This is a genomic window from Pseudomonas sp. GW821-FHT07F01, from assembly GCF_059418825.1.
Map to the genome: position 1 here is coordinate 45,616 of NZ_JBWKQO010000007.1, position 16,521 is coordinate 62,136.

General features: G+C 64.7%; 21 protein-coding genes and 1 pseudogene. 7 read left to right on the top strand and 15 right to left on the bottom strand.

Annotated features, from left to right (window positions below):
• Nucleotides 1-97 precede the first annotated feature (97 nt).
• From AC07R1_RS25265 to AC07R1_RS25275, 3 genes and pseudogenes are all read right to left on the bottom strand, one after another.
• Entirely contained in the window at nucleotides 98-961 is an 864-nt protein-coding gene (locus AC07R1_RS25265; RefSeq protein ID WP_370059467.1) for a methyl-accepting chemotaxis protein, read from the bottom strand.
• Nucleotides 956-2,017 (bottom strand): annotated as a pseudogene (locus tag AC07R1_RS25270) (methyl-accepting chemotaxis protein); the annotation flags it as partial. The pseudogene AC07R1_RS25270 and the gene AC07R1_RS25265, both read right to left, overlap by 6 nt.
• Complete coding sequence (locus AC07R1_RS25275; RefSeq protein WP_370058608.1) at nucleotides 2,014-2,310, bottom strand: hypothetical protein; 297 nt, start codon at nucleotides 2,308-2,310, stop codon at nucleotides 2,014-2,016. The gene AC07R1_RS25275 and the pseudogene AC07R1_RS25270, both read right to left, overlap by 4 nt.
• A gap of 67 nt (nucleotides 2,311-2,377) precedes the next feature.
• On the opposite strand from AC07R1_RS25275, the gene pmrG reads away from it, so the two are divergent.
• Nucleotides 2,378-3,055, top strand: coding sequence for a lipopolysaccharide core heptose(II)-phosphate phosphatase PmrG (pmrG, locus tag AC07R1_RS25280; protein ID WP_495111048.1), 678 nt, complete (start codon nucleotides 2,378-2,380; stop codon nucleotides 3,053-3,055).
• A 50-nt stretch (nucleotides 3,056-3,105) separates the two neighbouring features.
• Here pmrG and AC07R1_RS25285 read toward each other — a convergent pair whose 3' ends face one another.
• The 3 genes from AC07R1_RS25285 to AC07R1_RS25295 form a co-directional block, all read right to left on the bottom strand.
• The gene (locus tag AC07R1_RS25285) at nucleotides 3,106-3,687 is read right to left on the bottom strand and encodes a DUF2589 domain-containing protein (protein ID WP_011059144.1); all 582 of its coding nucleotides are present in this window, start codon (nucleotides 3,685-3,687) and stop codon (nucleotides 3,106-3,108) included.
• Nucleotides 3,688-3,767: 80 nt separating this feature from the next.
• Nucleotides 3,768-4,427, bottom strand: coding sequence for a DUF2589 domain-containing protein (locus tag AC07R1_RS25290; protein ID WP_011059145.1), 660 nt, complete (start codon nucleotides 4,425-4,427; stop codon nucleotides 3,768-3,770).
• 82 nt (nucleotides 4,428-4,509) lie between these two features.
• The gene (locus tag AC07R1_RS25295; RefSeq protein WP_011059146.1) at nucleotides 4,510-4,893 is read right to left on the bottom strand and encodes a hypothetical protein; all 384 of its coding nucleotides are present in this window, start codon (nucleotides 4,891-4,893) and stop codon (nucleotides 4,510-4,512) included.
• 168 nt (nucleotides 4,894-5,061) lie between these two features.
• Between AC07R1_RS25295 and AC07R1_RS25300 the strand changes: the two genes are divergently transcribed.
• Nucleotides 5,062-5,619 carry a pesticin C-terminus-like muramidase gene (locus AC07R1_RS25300; RefSeq protein ID WP_015634071.1) on the top strand — a complete coding sequence of 186 codons (558 nt, stop codon included), beginning with the start codon at nucleotides 5,062-5,064 and terminating at the stop codon, nucleotides 5,617-5,619.
• 42 nt (nucleotides 5,620-5,661) lie between these two features.
• On the opposite strand, the gene AC07R1_RS25305 is transcribed toward AC07R1_RS25300, so the two are convergent.
• The 5 genes from AC07R1_RS25305 to AC07R1_RS25325 form a co-directional block, all read right to left on the bottom strand.
• Nucleotides 5,662-6,120, bottom strand: coding sequence for a hypothetical protein (locus AC07R1_RS25305; protein ID WP_019092808.1), 459 nt, complete (start codon nucleotides 6,118-6,120; stop codon nucleotides 5,662-5,664).
• Between the two features lie 85 nt (nucleotides 6,121-6,205).
• Nucleotides 6,206-6,403 (bottom strand): hypothetical protein, encoded by a 198-nt coding sequence (locus tag AC07R1_RS25310; RefSeq protein ID WP_011059149.1) that lies wholly within the window; start codon nucleotides 6,401-6,403, stop codon nucleotides 6,206-6,208.
• A gap of 148 nt (nucleotides 6,404-6,551) precedes the next feature.
• Complete coding sequence (locus tag AC07R1_RS25315; protein WP_011059150.1) at nucleotides 6,552-8,018, bottom strand: ArnT family glycosyltransferase; 1,467 nt, start codon at nucleotides 8,016-8,018, stop codon at nucleotides 6,552-6,554.
• 133 nt (nucleotides 8,019-8,151) lie between these two features.
• The gene (locus tag AC07R1_RS25320; protein ID WP_258611457.1) at nucleotides 8,152-8,517 is read right to left on the bottom strand and encodes a hypothetical protein; all 366 of its coding nucleotides are present in this window, start codon (nucleotides 8,515-8,517) and stop codon (nucleotides 8,152-8,154) included.
• Between the two features lie 21 nt (nucleotides 8,518-8,538).
• Nucleotides 8,539-8,892: a winged helix-turn-helix transcriptional regulator gene (locus tag AC07R1_RS25325; protein WP_011059151.1), complete on the bottom strand. Its 354-nt coding sequence runs from the start codon at nucleotides 8,890-8,892 to the stop codon at nucleotides 8,539-8,541.
• Between the two features lie 106 nt (nucleotides 8,893-8,998).
• Between AC07R1_RS25325 and AC07R1_RS25330 the strand changes: the two genes are divergently transcribed.
• Nucleotides 8,999-10,033, top strand: coding sequence for a zinc-binding alcohol dehydrogenase family protein (locus AC07R1_RS25330; RefSeq protein ID WP_370058611.1), 1,035 nt, complete (start codon nucleotides 8,999-9,001; stop codon nucleotides 10,031-10,033).
• 85 nt (nucleotides 10,034-10,118) lie between these two features.
• On the opposite strand, the gene AC07R1_RS25335 is transcribed toward AC07R1_RS25330, so the two are convergent.
• Both AC07R1_RS25335 and AC07R1_RS25340 read right to left on the bottom strand, forming a co-directional pair.
• A complete protein-coding gene (locus tag AC07R1_RS25335) occupies nucleotides 10,119-10,637 on the bottom strand; it encodes a hypothetical protein (protein ID WP_495111049.1) in 519 nt (172 codons plus the stop codon).
• A gap of 85 nt (nucleotides 10,638-10,722) precedes the next feature.
• Nucleotides 10,723-11,193 carry a hypothetical protein gene (locus tag AC07R1_RS25340; protein ID WP_015634078.1) on the bottom strand — a complete coding sequence of 157 codons (471 nt, stop codon included), beginning with the start codon at nucleotides 11,191-11,193 and terminating at the stop codon, nucleotides 10,723-10,725.
• A gap of 365 nt (nucleotides 11,194-11,558) precedes the next feature.
• Here AC07R1_RS25340 and AC07R1_RS25345 point away from each other — a divergent pair, with 365 nt between their 5' ends.
• Nucleotides 11,559-11,876 carry a hypothetical protein gene (locus tag AC07R1_RS25345; protein WP_011059155.1) on the top strand — a complete coding sequence of 106 codons (318 nt, stop codon included), beginning with the start codon at nucleotides 11,559-11,561 and terminating at the stop codon, nucleotides 11,874-11,876.
• A 26-nt stretch (nucleotides 11,877-11,902) separates the two neighbouring features.
• Here AC07R1_RS25345 and AC07R1_RS25350 read toward each other — a convergent pair whose 3' ends face one another.
• A complete protein-coding gene (locus AC07R1_RS25350) occupies nucleotides 11,903-12,685 on the bottom strand; it encodes an AraC family transcriptional regulator (RefSeq protein WP_495111050.1) in 783 nt (260 codons plus the stop codon).
• A 115-nt stretch (nucleotides 12,686-12,800) separates the two neighbouring features.
• Between AC07R1_RS25350 and AC07R1_RS25355 the strand changes: the two genes are divergently transcribed.
• From AC07R1_RS25355 to AC07R1_RS25365, 3 genes are all read left to right on the top strand, one after another.
• Nucleotides 12,801-13,685 (top strand): EamA family transporter, encoded by an 885-nt coding sequence (locus AC07R1_RS25355; RefSeq protein ID WP_401335738.1) that lies wholly within the window; start codon nucleotides 12,801-12,803, stop codon nucleotides 13,683-13,685.
• 278 nt (nucleotides 13,686-13,963) lie between these two features.
• On the top strand, nucleotides 13,964-15,604 hold the full coding sequence (locus AC07R1_RS25360) for an ArnT family glycosyltransferase (protein ID WP_495111051.1): 1,641 nt from the start codon (nucleotides 13,964-13,966) through the stop codon (nucleotides 15,602-15,604).
• 69 nt (nucleotides 15,605-15,673) lie between these two features.
• Nucleotides 15,674-16,153 (top strand): GNAT family N-acetyltransferase, encoded by a 480-nt coding sequence (locus tag AC07R1_RS25365; RefSeq protein ID WP_041115866.1) that lies wholly within the window; start codon nucleotides 15,674-15,676, stop codon nucleotides 16,151-16,153.
• A gap of 1 nt (nucleotide 16,154) precedes the next feature.
• On the opposite strand, the gene AC07R1_RS25370 is transcribed toward AC07R1_RS25365, so the two are convergent.
• The gene (locus AC07R1_RS25370; RefSeq protein ID WP_186452717.1) at nucleotides 16,155-16,514 is read right to left on the bottom strand and encodes a RidA family protein; all 360 of its coding nucleotides are present in this window, start codon (nucleotides 16,512-16,514) and stop codon (nucleotides 16,155-16,157) included.
• Between the last annotated feature and the right edge of the window lie 7 nt (nucleotides 16,515-16,521).

The window sequence follows — 16,521 nt, forward strand, 5'->3', positions numbered from 1 at the left end:
GTAAATGCTCGGGTCCGGGGATTGGCGCCTTTCGCCGGCAAGCCAGCTCCTACGGAGGGTGTAGGAGCCGGCTTGCCGGCGAAGGGGCCTGCGCGAATCAGACGCGGAAGTGGCTGACCATCATCTGCAACTGGCCGCCCAGGCGCGCCAGTTCAACGCTTGCGGCTGCGGTTTCATCGCTGGCGGCGGCGGTCTGTTCGGACACGTCGCGCACGTTGATGATGCTGCGGCTGATCTCTTCGGCCACGGCGCTCTGTTGCTCGGCAGCGGCGGCGATCTGCTGGTTCATCGACTGGATGTTGGACACGGTGCGGGTGATGCTTTCCAGCGAGGCGCCGGCCTTGCGGGTCAGCTCGACGCTGCTGTCGGTCAGGCTGCGGCTGTTGTTCATCACGGTAGCCACTTGCTGGGTGCCGTTCTGCAGGCCGGCCACCAGTTCCTCGATCTCTTCGGTGGACTTCTGGGTGCGCTGGGCCAGGGCCCGCACTTCGTCGGCGACCACGGCGAAACCACGGCCGGCTTCACCGGCGCGGGCGGCTTCGATGGCGGCGTTCAGTGCCAGCAGGTTGGTCTGTTCGGCCACCGCCTTGATCACGTCCATGACGCTGCCGATCTTGTCGCTTTCCTGTTGCAGCACGGTCATGGCGTCGGTGGAGCGCACCACTTCACTGGCCAGGCGCTCGATCTGCTCGATGGCCTGGGCCACCACCTTGTCGCCCTGGCGGGCTTCGCCGTCGGCGGCGGCCGCGGCCTGGGAGGCTTCTTCGGCATTGCGCGCGACTTCCTGCACGGTGGCGGTCATCTCGTGCATGGCGGTGGCCACCTGGTCGGTCTCGACTTTCTGGCTGTTGACCCCGGCGCTGGTTTCTTCGGTCACCGCGGACAGTTCTTCGGCGGCGCTGGCGATCTGGGTCACGCCGTCGCGGATGCCGCTGATCAGCTCGCGCAGGGTCACGCCCATGCGCACGATGCCTTGTTGCAGCACGCCCAGTTCGTCGCGGCGGGTGACCCGCAGGTTCTCGGTCAGGTCGCCGGAGGCAATGCGCTCGACCACGGCCAGGGTTTCCTGCAGTGGGCGGGTGATCTGCCGGGTGATGATCACGGCGGCCAGTACACCGACCAGCAGCGCCAGCAGGGTGCTGATCAGCTGCAGGCTGCGGGCCTGGGCGCTCTCGATGTCGCGGCGGTCCAGCTGGATCTGGTACAGGGCGTCGCTGCGGCTGACGATGTCGGCGCCCTGGTCGGTCATTTCCTTGCGCGCCTCTACGGCGTTGGTGAAGGCGACCTTGAAGGCCTGCAGCGAGCTGCGGTAGCCGCTCAGGGCGGTTTCCAGCTGTTGCAGGGCATCGCGCTGGGTGCTGCTGAAATGGGACTTGAGCTGATCCATTTCGGCAATCGCAGCGTTGAGCTGGGTGACGGCTTTCTGTTCGGTGTCCGGGTTGTTGGTGGTGACGTAGCCGCGCACTTCATAGCGCGCCAGCTGGAAGGCTTCCTTGGCCTGGGTGATGGCCTGGAACTGCGTAAAGCGCTCGTCGCTCAGGGGCAACTGCTTGACCCAGGAGTTGATCCCGTTGATCAGGTCATTGGCGCGTTCGGCGTTCTGGTTCATCGCCAGGCGTGCGGCGTCGCCGCTGCGGTAGGCGTTGCGCATCTTGTTCAGCGAATCCTGATAGGCACTGATGGTCGCGCCCAGGCCTTGCAGGAGCTTGATGTTTTCCGGGCTCTGGAACGAGGCCAGGAGTTTTTTCTGCTGGGCGCTGAAATCGTCCAGGGTGTTCTGCACGCCTTGGGCGGCGGTTTCGTCGCCGTTGGCCAGCATGTACTGCAGGCGGGTGACCCGCAGCTTGGTCAGGCCGCTGTTGAGCTGAGTGATGTCGCTCATCCAGTTGCTGCGGTCGATCAGGCTGCCCAGGCTGGTCCAGCCGGTCAGTGCAAGGACGGTGGTCAGGGCCAGGACCAGGCCGAAACCCAGGCCCAGCTTAAGGTTGACGCTGATGTTGGCAAACCAACTACTCATTGAATTCCTCCAGGAACGTAGCTCTTCTTGATCTTGAGTTGGCTGGAAGATTGTTGTTGTTGGTGACCAGCAAGGTGTTTTGTAGGGGGTGTATCGGCGGGATGTGCCATAGCTGAAACGATTTCGTCGGCATTGTCCCAAGACAATGTTTTAGGCGATGGACGGCTATTTTGCGGGATGTGCCGCCGGTCCGTTGAGCTTTTTTTCACATTGATTTCACTCGGGTCCCACGCCCGGCGCCCTAGAGTCTGGGCGGTCGATGCCACGGGTATCGGCCAGCGTTCAATTGTCATCAGGCTTTCGTAGCCTTGCTGTGCGCTGCTCAACACATCGGAACATTCTCGTAAGGGCGGCTGGGAATTGACTACAAGACTGGTGTTGCCGGCGAGCAAGCGGCCCTTCCTGGAGCGCGTCCTGGTCCGTTACAAGAACCTGCTGGCGCTGCTGCTGGGCGCCTGCCTGGTGATTCCCCTGGGGCTGTTCCTGCTCCGGCCGGCCTCGGTGCCCGACCTGAGCCACGGCAACGGGGCCGGGCTCCAGGCCCTGACGGCCGCCTGGGACAAGGGCGAAATGATTGTGCTGGTGCGCCACATGGAGCGCTGCGACCGCTCCAATGCCGCGTGCCTGGGCCCGGCCGATGGCATTACCGACCGGGCCCGCGAGGTGGCGGTGGGGCTCGGCGCGCAGTTCGAGCACCTGGGCCTGGAGCGTACCGATATCTACAACAGCCCGTTGACGCGCACCGCGCAGACCGCGAGCTACATGTTCAGCAAGGTCAGCAGTGGCGATGGCTGGCTGTTCAACTGCAAGAACACCATGTTGCGCGATGTCATGGCGCACAAGGTCGCCGGGCGCAACCTGGTGCTGGTGACCCACAGCGAATGCATGGCGCAGATGGAGCAGGACCTGAAACGGGCGACCCCGACCCTGGGGTACGGCGCTTCCCTGTTCGTCTCCACCGATACCCTCAATGGCGCACCGAAGATGCTCGGCCTGATCGAGGCCAGTGACTGGCGCTCGGTGAACCTCAAGCCCTGACCGCAGGCGGCCGCTCCGTGTGGCTGACCTTCAGGGGCATAGGAAGCGGCTCAAGGTGCCAGCAGGTCCGGCTCGGCCGGTGGCGTGCCAGCCGCTGGCGGGGTGGCTGGCGGGCCGTCGTTGATGCGCTGCGGGCTGATCAGGTTGGTGAACTCCTCGATCAGGCGCTGGATCGCTTCCGGCGGCTGGCAGTCGCGAAACTCCATGCTGATCTGTACCTCGTCCGGGTCGCGTTCCTGGCCGTCACGCTTGCCGCTGCCGAAGGTGACGAAAAACTTCTCGCTCTGCAGCTCGCCGTTCTCCAGGTCGTGGCTGGCCTTCTGCAGCTCGGTGGCCTGCATGCGCACCGACAGGTCGACAGTCATCTTGTGCAGGGCCAGGCCCTTGGGCGAGACCAGGGCAATCAGCGGCACATTGATGATGTGGTCTTCGTTGAGCGCCACCTCGACCATCTTGGCCTTCATCGGCGTGCCCAGGTCGTCGACGTTGTAGTCGAAGAACTGGTCGAACAACTTGATGTACTGCTGGGCGATCAGGTTGTGGGTGGCGGCTGCAGCCTGATGCATGCCGCGGGTGATATGGCTCAGGTCGCTGGCGGACATGGGCTCCTTGCTGCGAGAAAAAAACGCCATGGATCACGCTCCTTGTTCGGTGGCTGAAGTGCCCCGCCATGAAGGCGGGGCGGGTTACTGGGGCGAAGGCGCGATGTGGATCAACCGCCGGTGCCGGTTTTCTTCTCGTCCGCGGCGTCGGGCATTTTCAGCGCGTTGGCGGTCGGCAGCTTGTCGGTGTCGGTCGGTTGAGTGCTAGGCAGCCGCACAGGCTTGGTGGCTGCGTCGGTGAGGAAGTCGATGACCCGCATCAGGGCTTCCGGTGGGTCCTGGCGGACGATCTTGGTGCTGATGGCGTAGCGGGCACGGGTGTCGGTCTTGCGGGTCTGGGTCGATTTGTGGCTCGCCGCGCCCTTGACCGAAACGCTGAACGGGCCCCAGCCCATCTTCGCCTCGAAACTGCCGGAGGCTTCGGTGCTGCTGGTGTCCTCGGCCATCTGGCTGATGGTCAGCTCGAACTCGATGGAGCCTTCCTCGATGGTGATGTTGGGGTGACTGATGGCCGCCAGCAACGGGATGCGCATCGACTTCTTCACGGTGCCCTTGTACACCCCCTGCTCATCCACCAGGGTTTCGTCATAGTCGAACTGCACCGAAACCGCCTGGCCGTTCTGAATGCACACGCCCATCAGGAAGTCCGCATAGGCTTTGCTCGCGGCGACCTGCGCCTGAATCATCGCCATCAGTGGACCGGTGATCATCTTGTCCAGGGGCAGGGCGGCGATCACGCCGCCAATCAGGCCCTTATCGATATCTGCCATGGTCTAGCTCCTTGTTCTTTGTTGCGCGAAATGCGCCCTTGCAGGTTAAGAAAGCCGTGAAGGCCGATTCAGCAGGAATCGATTACCGGTGAGTGTTGGCATCCAGGCGGCGGATGTTGCCGATCTGCCGCAGGCTCAGGCCGTACTTGTCCGCCAGCACACTGCGGGAAATACCGCCCAGGCTTTCCAGTTGAATGTGCTGGTTGCGGATCTGCCGGCAGAAGTGGTCGGCCTTGGGGATCTCCAGGGCCAGGCCGGCGAAACGCTCGATCAGCGCGTTGAGGGCGTCGGGCGGCAGGATCAAAGCCAGGGAGGTACGTTCGGCGTGCTTGGGGATGTACTTGGGGCGGCCGCCGTATTCACGGGTCAGGCGGTAGGCATTTTCCAGTCCGATGCAGTCGATGAGGGCCTGGAGCGAGTGAGGGAGCTGGCGAACATCGATGAGTACGAGGTCTTTCACGTCCATTTGGTACCTCCTTGGAATTATGGATAAGGCTGGTTTGATCCTAAGGAGGTGTCTCGTCCTCTGTTCAGTGGGAAATTTCCCCCCTATTAAGGGGAACTATTACATTCTGATGTTGTATCGGTCGCTGGTGGTGCACTGGATTTTCCTAAACTGGATGAGGAAAAATCCATGTCACGCTACGCGATTGATTTCAGTTTTATCGCCGCTCTGGAGGGAGCTGCCATTACCCGCGGTTATGTGCCCGATCCGGACAAGAGCAAGAGTGGCGTCACGGTGGGCACAGGCTTCGATCTGGGGCAACGGAACGTAGAGGACCTGCAGGCGCTCAATCTGCCGGCGGACCTGATCCGGCGACTGACCCCCTACCTGGGGCTGAAGGGGCTCAAGGCCAAGGCGTTTCTCGACGGCCAGCCCTTGAACATCAGCAGTGACGAGGCGCTTTTGGTGGACGAGGCATTCAAGGCGCCCTTCGTCGATCTTCTGGCAGCGAACTACACCAAGGCCAGCGGAGTGGACTTCGCTCAACTGCCGGCACCGATGCAGACCGTTATCGCCTCGGTGGCCTTTCAGTACGGCAACCTGGCCAGTCGCACACCGAACTTCTGGGCCCAGGTGGTGGCCCGCGACTGGAAGAGTGCCCTGGCCAACCTGCGCAACTTTGGCGACAGCTACGGCACTCGCCGGCGCAAGGAGGCTGATCTGCTGGGCTCGCAGCTAACCTCGTAAGTGCTCGCCGCCCAGGCTCAAGGCCTGGGCGGCTTGCCGGTTTCAAGGGCAGGGGTAGGTTTGCAGCAGGCTGGCGTTGCCCATGTGGCTGGTGTCGTCGGGTTGTGTGCCGCTGGGCAGCGAGCGCCAGTCCACCAACAGGCACATGGCCTTGAGGGAAATGCCCTTGGCCTGGCCGATGGGGTTGGAAAACTCATAGCGGTACAGCGCCTGGGTGGTGTTCTGCGGGGTTACGCTGCTGGCATTGATCAAGGTGCTGCGAGCCATGTCCGGCAGTTTGTCCTGGGTGATGGTGAAGCGCGGTTGTTCACCCTGTTGGGTGAATGCGCCCTGGTCCCGAGAGCGTTTCCACAGCTGCTGCCACTGGCTGTTGCCGGCGGCGGTGCTCAGGGTGGCGGCATAGGCCTTGAGGGTGGCGGGTGGGAGATTGGTGGTTTCCAGGGCTTGGGCAGCGCTGGCCAGCAGGCTCAGGCCGAGGATCAGTGAACGCAGAATCAACATGGGAATATCTCCTTTTCCAGGCCGCAAGGGCCTGACACGAACATAGGGAAGATCCCGGCAACTAGGGTATCGCCGGGGGCAAGGCTCAGCGGGCGTCGAGGTAGTCCCGACGCAGGCCTTTCTTGCTGCTCTTGGCGATCAGTTCCTTGGCCACGGTGTTCTCGATGGCGTTGTCGTTGATGTTTTCCACCCCAAGGATGTTTTGCGCCGCCAGTTGCTGGCGCAACCCGGCCTTCTGGGCAACGGCCCGGCTCAGGGTGCTACTGATAACGGTGATGCTCATGTCTGACTCCTTTTCGGGGAAAGCCCGTCGTTGGGCAGGAGTCATGGTTTCAAGGGCGGCGGGCGGGTATCAGCGGGAAAGGGTTCAAGGGGCATGGGCGGCGGGGATGGGCAAACGGCACCTGATTCAGGTGCCGTGTTTTTTGCGTTCAGCCGGCCGGCGCCAGGTTGACGAAGTAGTAGGCCTGGCGGCCCACCATGAGGGTCTGCTGGATCTGCAGCGGCGGCTTGGGCGCCTCGGCGCCACCCAGTACCGCCATGTGCTGCGGCGACTCGCGCAAGAAGGCCAGCAGTTGCGCCTCGTTCTGCAGGTCCTTGAGCAGGCTCTGGGTGTAGAACACGCTGGCGCCGGCGATGCGCTCGTTGGCCTGGTACAGCGCCAGCTGGTGCCCGCTACCCTGCAACGCCATGATCCGGTCGGTAACTGGAACGAACGACAGTTCGCGGTCGGCCCTGGGCGCGGCCCATTGGGCGTTGGCCAGATAGCCGCCGATCACCAGGGCCATGAGCGCTATCAGCCACCCTCTGCGCTGGCGCCCCACGGCACTCCAGAAACCCGTGCCCGGGGCCCGCCGGGCCAGGCGCTGGTAGAGCACTGCGCCATATTCCGCTGCCAGCACCGCCGCGGCCGGGGTCAGGGACATCAGGTACACCGTGCGCTTGCTCGAAGCCAGGCACAGCAGGGCGAACTGCGCCAGCAACCAGAGGCTGAAAAACAGCAGGTAGCGGTTCTGCACCAGGGTTTTACGGAAATGCCACAGGCCCAGGTAAACCAGGATGTTCCACGGCAGGAAGGCCTGGGGCAGCTTGGCCAGGTAGTAATAGAAGGGCTCGTAGTGCCCGGCCTCCTCGAAGGAGCCGTCGAAGCGCCCGACGCTGTTGGTCCACAGCACTTCCCCCAGGGCCTGCAGGCCGCCGCGCTGGTAGAGCATGTACAGCCAGATCATCAGCGGCACCAGCCCCAGCAGGGTCAGCAGGCCCGGGCGCAGCCAGTGGCTGAAGGTGAAGCGCTTGTCGATCAGGCTGTCGGCCAGCAGGTAGGCGAAGATCACCACCCCGGGCATGGCCAGGCCGAGCACGCCCTTGCTCAGGGTGGCGATGGCGATCCCGCCGGCGAATGCCAGCCAGGAGAGCAGCGCCGGCTGCTGCGCGGCCTGGCGTCGATGGGCCTGGAAAAACGCCAGCAGGGCCAGGGTTACCCCGAGGCTGAGCAGGGCATCCTCGCCCACGCCGCGCACGTTGCTCCAGTAACTGGCCATGGTCGCCAGCATCAGCCCGGCCATGGCCGCCAGGGCTGCCGGTCGGCCAAAGCGGCGCAGCATGGCGTACAGCAGCATCACGCTGAACAGCCCGGCGAAGGCCGAGGCCAGGCGCACCGCCAGGGGCGTGCCGCCGAAGGTGCGGATGGCCCCGGCATCGAGCCACAGGCTCAGCGGCGGTTTTTCCAGGAATGGCGTGCCGAACAGGCGCGGTGTGACCCAGTCATCGTCCAGGTGCATTTCCATGGCGATCCCGGCCACCCGGGCTTCGGTGGAACCTTGCAACTGGTGGTTGCCCAGGGCGAAGAAGAACAGCAGGCAGGCCAGCAGAAACAGTAGCGGAGCGGGTCGTGACATGAGTTGTGCGCCGACAGATCGAGGGGCGCAGCCGGAAGGCCGCGGGCAAGCCCGAAAGTATACGTAGGCAAGTCTTAACGAATTGTGAACAAGTAGGGGTAAAACGTGCGGATGTTCGCCGGCTGTGCGCGGGTTAGCCCATGGCCTGCTGGTAGGCGGCCACGGCTTGCGGGAACAGCTGTTCGTAGAGGGGGTAGGCGATGCCCAGCACGGTGATCTCGATGGCATCGGCGCCACATTCGGCGGAGTAGTCCTGAATGCTCACGCCCAGGGCAGGCACGGGTTGGTCGAGGTGGTGTACTACCAGGTGCAGCCCGCTCTGGCTCGCTCCTGCCAGTGCGCGAACCTGCTGCTGGAGGCCGGCATAGGCCGGGGCGACGATGAATTGGCCGAAGGCCACACCCATGGGCGGGTCGGCCGACTCCAGGGCCGACCAACCGAGCAGGGTCGAGCCCTGGTAGACCTTGAACCTTGCTGGAGCATCCGGGTGGGTGGGCATGGGGGGGGCTCTGGTGAGGGATCAGGTGAGGGTGCTTTCCTGCTGTTGCCGGCTGATGCGCCCGCGGCCCCAGGCCGACAGCGCCTCGATCACCGGCTGCAGTGATTGCCCCTCGTCGGTCAGGCGGTATTCCACCCGCGGCGGCACCTCGGCGTACACCGTGCGCGACACCAGGCCGGCGGCTTCCAGGTCCCGCAACTGCTTGGTCAAAAGACGTTGGGAGATCCCCGGCAGGCGCCGTTGCAGTTCGTTGAAACGCAGGAACTCGTTGGCCAGCAACTGGTGCAGGACCACGCCTTTCCAGCGGCCGTCGATCAGGTCCAGGGTGACCTCCACCGGGCAGCCTGGAATGTCCTGATAGTGTTTGTTTTTCATTGCCTGACGACCCTTTTGCGTAGCTGGTACGCAAAAGTACCCTACTTGTGCGGGCAGGGCATGAGGGATTTAAGTGTGCGCTTTCAATCGCCAAGGAAGCTCTGCAATGAAGGCCATCGCCTACCTCAAAGGCTCGCACCTGTCTGACCCCCACGCGTTCTGCGAGGTGCAACTGGACCCGCCGCCACTGGAACCCCACGACCTGCTGGTGGCGGTCGAGGCAGTGTCGGTCAACCCCCTGGATACCAAGGTCCGCGCCGGCCAGGTGGCGGTGCCCGACGAGGTGCGGACCCTGGGCTGGGACGCCAGTGGCGTGGTCCGCGCGGTGGGTAGCGCGGTGACCCTGTTCGCCCCTGGGGACGCGGTGTTCTATGCCGGCACCTTCACCCGCGATGGCGCCAATGCCGAGCTGCACCGGGTGGACGAGCGCCTGGTGGGGCACAAGCCGGCCAGCCTGTCCTTCGCCCAGGCGGCCGCCATGCCGCTGACCTCGCTGACCGCCTGGCAATTGCTCTTCGAGCGCCTGGGCCGGGTGCCCGGTGACCTCGCTGAACAGGGCACGCTGCTGATTGTCGGCGGTGCCGGTGGCGTGGGGTCGGTGCTGATCCAGCTGGCGCGCCGGCTGACCGCGATGACCGTCATCGCCACGGCTTCGCGGCCGGACAGCCGCCAGTGGTGCCTGGACCTGGGGGCCCATCAGGTGCTGGACCATTCCCGTTCGCTGGTGGAGCAACTGGCGGCCCTGGACCTGCCACCCGTGACCCATATTGCCGCCCTGACCCATACCCAGCGGCACTATGCCGAGCTGGCCCGGATCATCGTGCCCCATGGCCATATCGCGCTGATCGACGATCACGACTTCTTCGATGCGGTGCCGCTCAAGGCCAAGAGCGTGTCCCTGCACTGGGAGATGGTGTTCACCCGCGCCCTGTTTAAGACCCCGGACATGATCGAGCAGCACCACATCCTCAACCGGCTGGCGCAGTTGCTGGACCAGGGATTGATCCGCTGCACCCTGAATGAAGTCTTCAGCCCGTTCAACGCCGACAGCCTGCGCCGGGCCCATGAGCGCGTGGAGCAGGGCGGCCTGCCGGGCAAGGTGGTAGTGGCCCGCGACGCCCAGCCCATCGCCTCCTTGTAGGCGCTGATTGGGTGCTGGCTTGCCAGCGAAGGCGGCACCACCTCTGGCGCAGGGCCGCAGGGCCTCTTCGCCGGCGAGCCGGCTCCTATGGAAGTGGAGTGTCGGGGAGGACTGATCGGCGCAGGTGGCGCCCGCTGCGCCACCAGAAGATGCCGCCGAGGAAGGCCCCAGAACAGCCGAACAGGGGCGCCACCGGCAGGTAGCGCGCCAGCCCTTCGGGCTCGGGTTCTTCATCCGGCGAGTCGGTGTAGAAGCTCGACGGGGCCAGGCTCATCACCAGCGGAATGGTCGGCATCGCCGCCAGTGCACCGCAGAACAGATAGATCAGCACATTGCGCCAGGCAAAGCGCTGGGCCAGCCAGAAGAACAGCACACAGGGCAGGACCGTGAAAATGCCGATCAGCACACCGCTCAACACCAGGGTCAGCAGGCCCACGAACAGGGTCTGGAGAATGATGTCCGTGTTCAACGCGCCGGCACTGGCCAGCATCCCCAGCATCATCAGCACGGCCACGAGCGTGGCCAGGGCCGTGACGCCGATGAAGTAGGCGGCGAACCAGTCTTCAGGCTGCACGGTACGAAGGGTTGGCGTTTTTGCGGGCATGGGAAATATCGCTTCTTGAGGTGAGTGACAAGGCCGGGGCCGTGGGAGCTTTCTTTGCCGGCAAGCCGGCTCCTGCAGGAAGTAGTCAGCGCAGATGACGCCCGCTGAGCCACCAGGACATCGCTCCCAGAAAGGCCCCGCAAGCGCCGAACAAGTGTGCCAACGGCGCATAGCGCTCAAGGATGTTGACGCCGTGCGGGAGGTTGAAAAAGCCGGGAGACAGGCCCACCACCATGGGAATGGCGGGCAGCGCCGCCAGGGCTCCGCCCAACAGGTAGATCCACAGATGGCGCCAGGTGAAACGCTGGGCCAGCCAGAAGAACAGGATGCAGGGCAGGGCGGCGACGGCGCCTATCACCGCCACGCTCACCAGCAGCGCCACCACGCTGAAAGACAGGACATCGAGCAGATTGCTCCACGGGTCCCGGCTGCTGAACTGCACGACCAGGTTGACCAGCAATGTCAGGACCAGGGCCAGCGTCGCGACGCTGATGAAATAGGTGGCAACCCAATCAGAGGGCTCAACGGTGCGAAGGGATGTGGACGGCTGGGGCATGGTGGCAGTGGCTTCAGGCTGAGAATGACCGGAGCAAGGCTATCGGCAGCGAGCCTGTCTGTTTGTGGAGTTTGCGTGGTTTTTTCGCGGTCGACGCGCTCTGGTGGATGACGCCGGGGCAGAAAATCCCTTATACAGGCAGCGGCCCGTCGGTCGTGCACGGGCCCGGTTTGCACCCCCACCCAGAAGGAGATGGACATGTTCAAGTTCCTGGATATTACCGAGTTGCCTCGTACCCCTGCGCATCGAGATACAGGCTCCGTCAGCGGAGCGATCAATGCCTGGGAGCTGAAAAATCGAGCTCTCAATACGAAGGGGTTTGTTACATGTCCAAAGAATTACTCGGAGTTTCTGCTGTAGGGCTGATGGTGCTGGGCGAGTTCTGCGCCATCTACAGTGAAGTGGTGGTGGCGCGGCTGGCCCATTCCGGCAACACCTCGGGTGCCGAACTGGCGTTGCCGGTGCTGATCATGTGCCTGGGCGGTATCTGCCTGCTGGCGGCCTACTGGCTGGGTTACGTGGCGGTGGGCGACATCTGGATCATCACCGTGGTCTCGGTAACGTCGCTGCTGCTCTTGGAGCCGCTGGTGATCTGGGCGCTGTTCCAGCAGGCGCCCGGGCGCGGTGCCTTGATCGGCTTCTGCCTCGGCGCGCTGGGGATGTTGTCCGCCGTGTTCCTCTAGCACGGCCTCGCTCCGGCTCGGGTCCTTCAGGCCCGGGCCCGGGCAAAATAGCGGCTGGGCGTCTCGCCCAATACCTTGCGAAACACACCGCTGAACGCACTCGGGCTGCTGTAGCCCAGGTCGCCGGCGACCCGGGTCACGGCTTCGCCCTGGCCCAGGCGCACCACGGCAGCCAGCAGGCAGGCCTGCTGGCGCCACTCGACGAAGCTGATGCCGGTGTGCTGGCGGAACAGCCGGGTGAAGGTGCGGCGGCTCATGCCGGCGCGCTCGGCCATTTCATCGATCCCCAACTCCAGCGAAGGTTGCTCCAGCGCCTCGCGGCAGGCCCTGGCCAGCCGTGGCTCGCGGGGAAGCGGAGCATTGAGGGCAAGGGCCGGCATGGCCGCGACTTCATGCAGCAGCAGGTTCATCACCTGGCCCTGCACGCTGCCCACGGCGTAGCGCGGGGGAATGGCCGTGGCCCGCAGCAGCAACTGGCGCAGCAGCTCGGACACCTCCCGCACCTGGCATTGCTCCGGCAGGCCCAGGCGCTTGGCTGCCCGGGGCCGTACGTAGGTGTTGAGCATGGTCACCGGCCCGCTCATGTGCATGGCGTGGGGCACGCCGGCCGGCACCCAGATGGCCCGCTGCGGCGGCACCACCCAGTTGCCCTGGTCGCTGAAGACGCTGATCACCCCCGTAGCCGCATAGGCGAACTGCCCGCGCCGGTGCTGGTGCTCGGCGAAGTACAGGCCGTCGGGGTAGTCGATGGCGGTGACCACCACATCCCGCGGGGTATTTTCGTAAGGGTCGATATCGATGGGTTGCATGGCCCGAATCTACTGATAATTGACCTGATACTGCAAGCGGGCCATGGCGCGCCGGGGCGATAGTTCGGCCCCGGCCGGGGAATGACCCGCGGCCGCCTGTCCTGGACCGCGCGACATGCAGAAAAAACACCTGTTCCTGGCCCTGCTGGTGACGGCCTTGTGGGGCCTGAACTTTCCCATCACCAAACTGGGCCTGGCCAGTATCGATCCGTTGCTGCTCACCGCCCTGCGTTTCACCCTGGCGGCGCTGCCCTGGGTGTTCCTGGTGCCGCGTCCGCCGGTGGCATTCGCCTGGCTGGCGGCCTACGGGCTGATTTTCGGCGTGGCCATGTGGGCGCTGATCAACCTGGGGATCGATCACGGCGTGGCGCCGGGCACGGCTGCACTGTTGATCCAGTTCAGTGCCTTTTTCTCCCTGGGCTGGGGCGTGCTGCTATTCGGCGAGCGCCTGCGCCTGCAACAGGTGCTGGCCACGGCCATTGCCCTGTGGGGGCTGCTGCGGATCATTGGCGACAGCCCCGGGCATGCCACCAGCCTGGGTTATGCCCTGCTGCTGGTGAGTGCATTCAGCTGGAGCGTGGGCAACGTCATCATCAAGCGCTGCGGGGTGCGCGAGGTGTTCGCTTTCGTGGTCTGGGCCAGCCTGTTTGCGCCATTGCCGCTGCTGGCATTGACCTGGATAAGCCATGGTGCGGCGCCGTTTCTGCAACTGGCCGGGCAAGTGTCCGCCGGCGCGGCCTTGTCGCTGATGTTTCAGGTCTATGCTGCAACGCACTTTTGTTACTGGGGCTGGAACCTGTTGCTGCGCGAGTATCCGGTCTCCCGGGTGGCGCCCTTGTCGCTGCTGATCCCGGTGTTCGGCATGGCCGGTTCGGTGTTGATCCAGGGGCAGCGGCTCGGGGCCGAGGAGGGCATTTCCATGGGCCTGATCCTGCTGGCGCTGGCGGTGGGGCAGTTCGACTGGCGCCGGCTTATCACCCTGGGTCGCCGTTCCCTGTAGCCGCTGCCGCAGGCTGCGAACGCTCCGGGGGCACTGTCGCAGGAAGCGCAGGAAGCGCAGGGACCCTGAGGCCATCAGAGGTTTGCCTGAAGATCGCCAGGCAAGGCCCTACGGGCCTTTTCGCAGCCTCGCGGGCTCGGCAGCGGCTACAGTCGGTGACAGTCGGCTGTGCGGAGCGGGTTTTTTATCCTTGTTCAGGCACCGTTCAGGGGCTGCGCGAGCAACATGTCCAGCCTTAATGCCTCGCTTTGGGTGCGGCGCTTTCTGGTGGGGCGAAGATGGTTCGAGAAACGCGTTTGAGTATTGAGGCCTGGGGTATTTACCTGGTGGCCCTGCTGCTGTTCACCTTTGGCATCTGGGACCAGCAGCCCCAGGGTTTCGACGGCCGTTGGGCGCTGTTCCTGCAGGAAATGTTCCGCCACGGCGCCAGCCTGTTCCCCACCACCTACGGCCAGCCATACCCGGACTACCCGGGCACTGCGACCTTCTTCAGCTACCTGTTCGCCCAGGCTTTCGGCGCCCCCAACCACCTGGCCAATATCCTGCCCACCGCGCTGGCCTCGGCCGGGGTGCTGGCGCTGCTGTATCGCTTGCTGGCGCCTTCGGGGCGCACCTGGGCACTGCTCGCGGTGCTGCTCACGGCGCTGACCAGCCAGCTGTTGGACAAGTCCCGCTCGGTGTGCCTGGACCAGATGGTTTCCCTGCTGTGCCTGGGCACCTTCTACCTGCTGCACAGCGGCGAGCAACTGGGCTCCCGGCTGCGGTTGTGGGCGGTGCTGCCGCTGCTGGTGCTGGCCTTTGCCATTCGCGGGCCCCTGGGGCTGGTGGAAGTCTGCGGGGTGGCCTGCACCTACTGGTTGCTGGGGGACAGCCGCACCCGCGAGGCGCGCCTGACGCTGATCAAACGAGTGCTCGCCTATGGCGTCAGTGGCCTCCTGTTGCTGGCCGGCTGCTGGTGGCTGCTGATGCAACTGGCCTATCTCGCTGGTGGCGAAGATTTCGTCCGTCAGGTCTACAACATGCAGGTGGTCGGGCGCCTGGATGAAAGCGGCGAGCCGTTCTACTTCTACTTCCAGCTGGCGCTGTACCGTTACTTCCCGGTGGTGCCCCTGGCCCTGGCGACGCTCTGGGTATTGCGCCGGCAATGGTCGCAGCGCCATGTGAACCCGCAGCTGCGCCTGGTACTTCGGTTGGGGGCCTGTGGCCTGATGATCCTGCTGGGCCTGTCGGTGCCGCACTTCAAGCGCGCCTATTACATCCTGCCCATGGTGCCGATGTTCGCTGCGGTGGCGGCCTACGGCCTGCTCACGGCCCGGGGCTGGCTGGGCAAGGTGCGCAGCGGCTACCTGTGGCTGGTGGGGCTGCTGCCGGGGCTGTGCATCCTGGTGCTGTTCTTCTTGCGCCACAGCTGGCACAAGCACGGTTACTGGCCGCCGGTGTCCATGCCGCTGCTGATCGCGATCTTCGTCGTGTTGCAGCTGCTGGCGCTGTATGGCTGGCGCAGGACCCTGGGCAGTTTCGGGCGGCGCCTGGTGCTGCTCAGCGCCCTGGCGCTGGCGGCGCAATGGACGTTGCTGGTGGCGGTGGTGGACCCGGCCAAGGACCTGCAGTTCGACACCAGGACCTTCGTTTCCCAGGTGGAGCAGTTGCGCCAGGCCAGCCCCGGGCCGCTGGTGTTCTTCAACCTGGGCCAGGACACCTGGGCGGTGCGCTACATGATGAACCTGGACCACGACGAACAGCCGCTGTTCGTCAGCGGCGACGACCCCGGGCACTTGGACTCGCTGCCCCATGACTCCTGGGTGATCATCGCGCGCAAGGACCGGGGGCTGCTGGATAACACCTCCCTGGAGAATCAATTGCCGGTGTTCGAGGGGCGGCTCAACGACAACCCCTGCCTGGTGTTCCAGTTGCAATAAGTGCTTGGCAGGGCCTGGGGCGGGCCGTATTTTGGCCACTGTCATCCGCGGGATAACCAGGGAGTGGTCATGCAATATCAGGTTCGTCCGGCCGTGCCGGCCGATGCTCCACAGGTCAGCCAGGTGATCCTGGCGGCCTTGCTCGCCAGCAATGCCCAGGACTACCCCGCCAGTGTGATCGAGCGGGTCCAGGCCAGCTTCACCCCCGATGCAGTGCGCCAACTGATGCAGCGCCGGCAGATGTTTGTCGCCCTGGTGCACGGGGAATTGCGGGGCACCGCCAGCCTCGACGGGCGTGCGGTGCGTTCGGTGTTTGTCGACCCGGCCTACCACGGCCAGGGTCTGGGGCGGCAACTGATGGCCGCGGTCGAGCAGGCGGCGCTGGATTCGGGCCAGACCTCGCTGGTGGTGCCCTCGTCGGTCACCGCTGAAGGCTTTTATGCCCGCCTGGGCTTTGTCCGGGTGCGCGAGCATTACGAGGGCGAGGAGCTGACGCTGATCATGGAGCGGGCCCTGGTGGCCGCCGAGACCGGGCCAGGGCTGGGCTGATTCAGGCCGGTTGCGCAGCAATCACCAACACTTCGATGCGGTAGTGCGGCTTGGCCATGGGCGCCTGCACGCAAACCCGCACCGGTGCCTGCACACCTTCGAGCCAGGCATCCCAGAGCAGGTTCATGGCCGGGTAGTCGGCCATGTCCTTGAGCCAGATCTGCGCGCTGAGCAGGTGGCCCTTGTCGGTGCCGGCCCTGGCCAGCAGGGCGTCGATCTGTTGCAGCACATCCTGCGTCTGGGCGCGGATGTCCCCTTCGGTCAATTGCGAAACCTGGCCTGCCAGGTAGACGGTCCGGTTGTGGATCACGGCCTGGCTGAAGCGCGCGGTGGTGCCGATTCGCTGGATGGATGAGGTCATGTCGAGG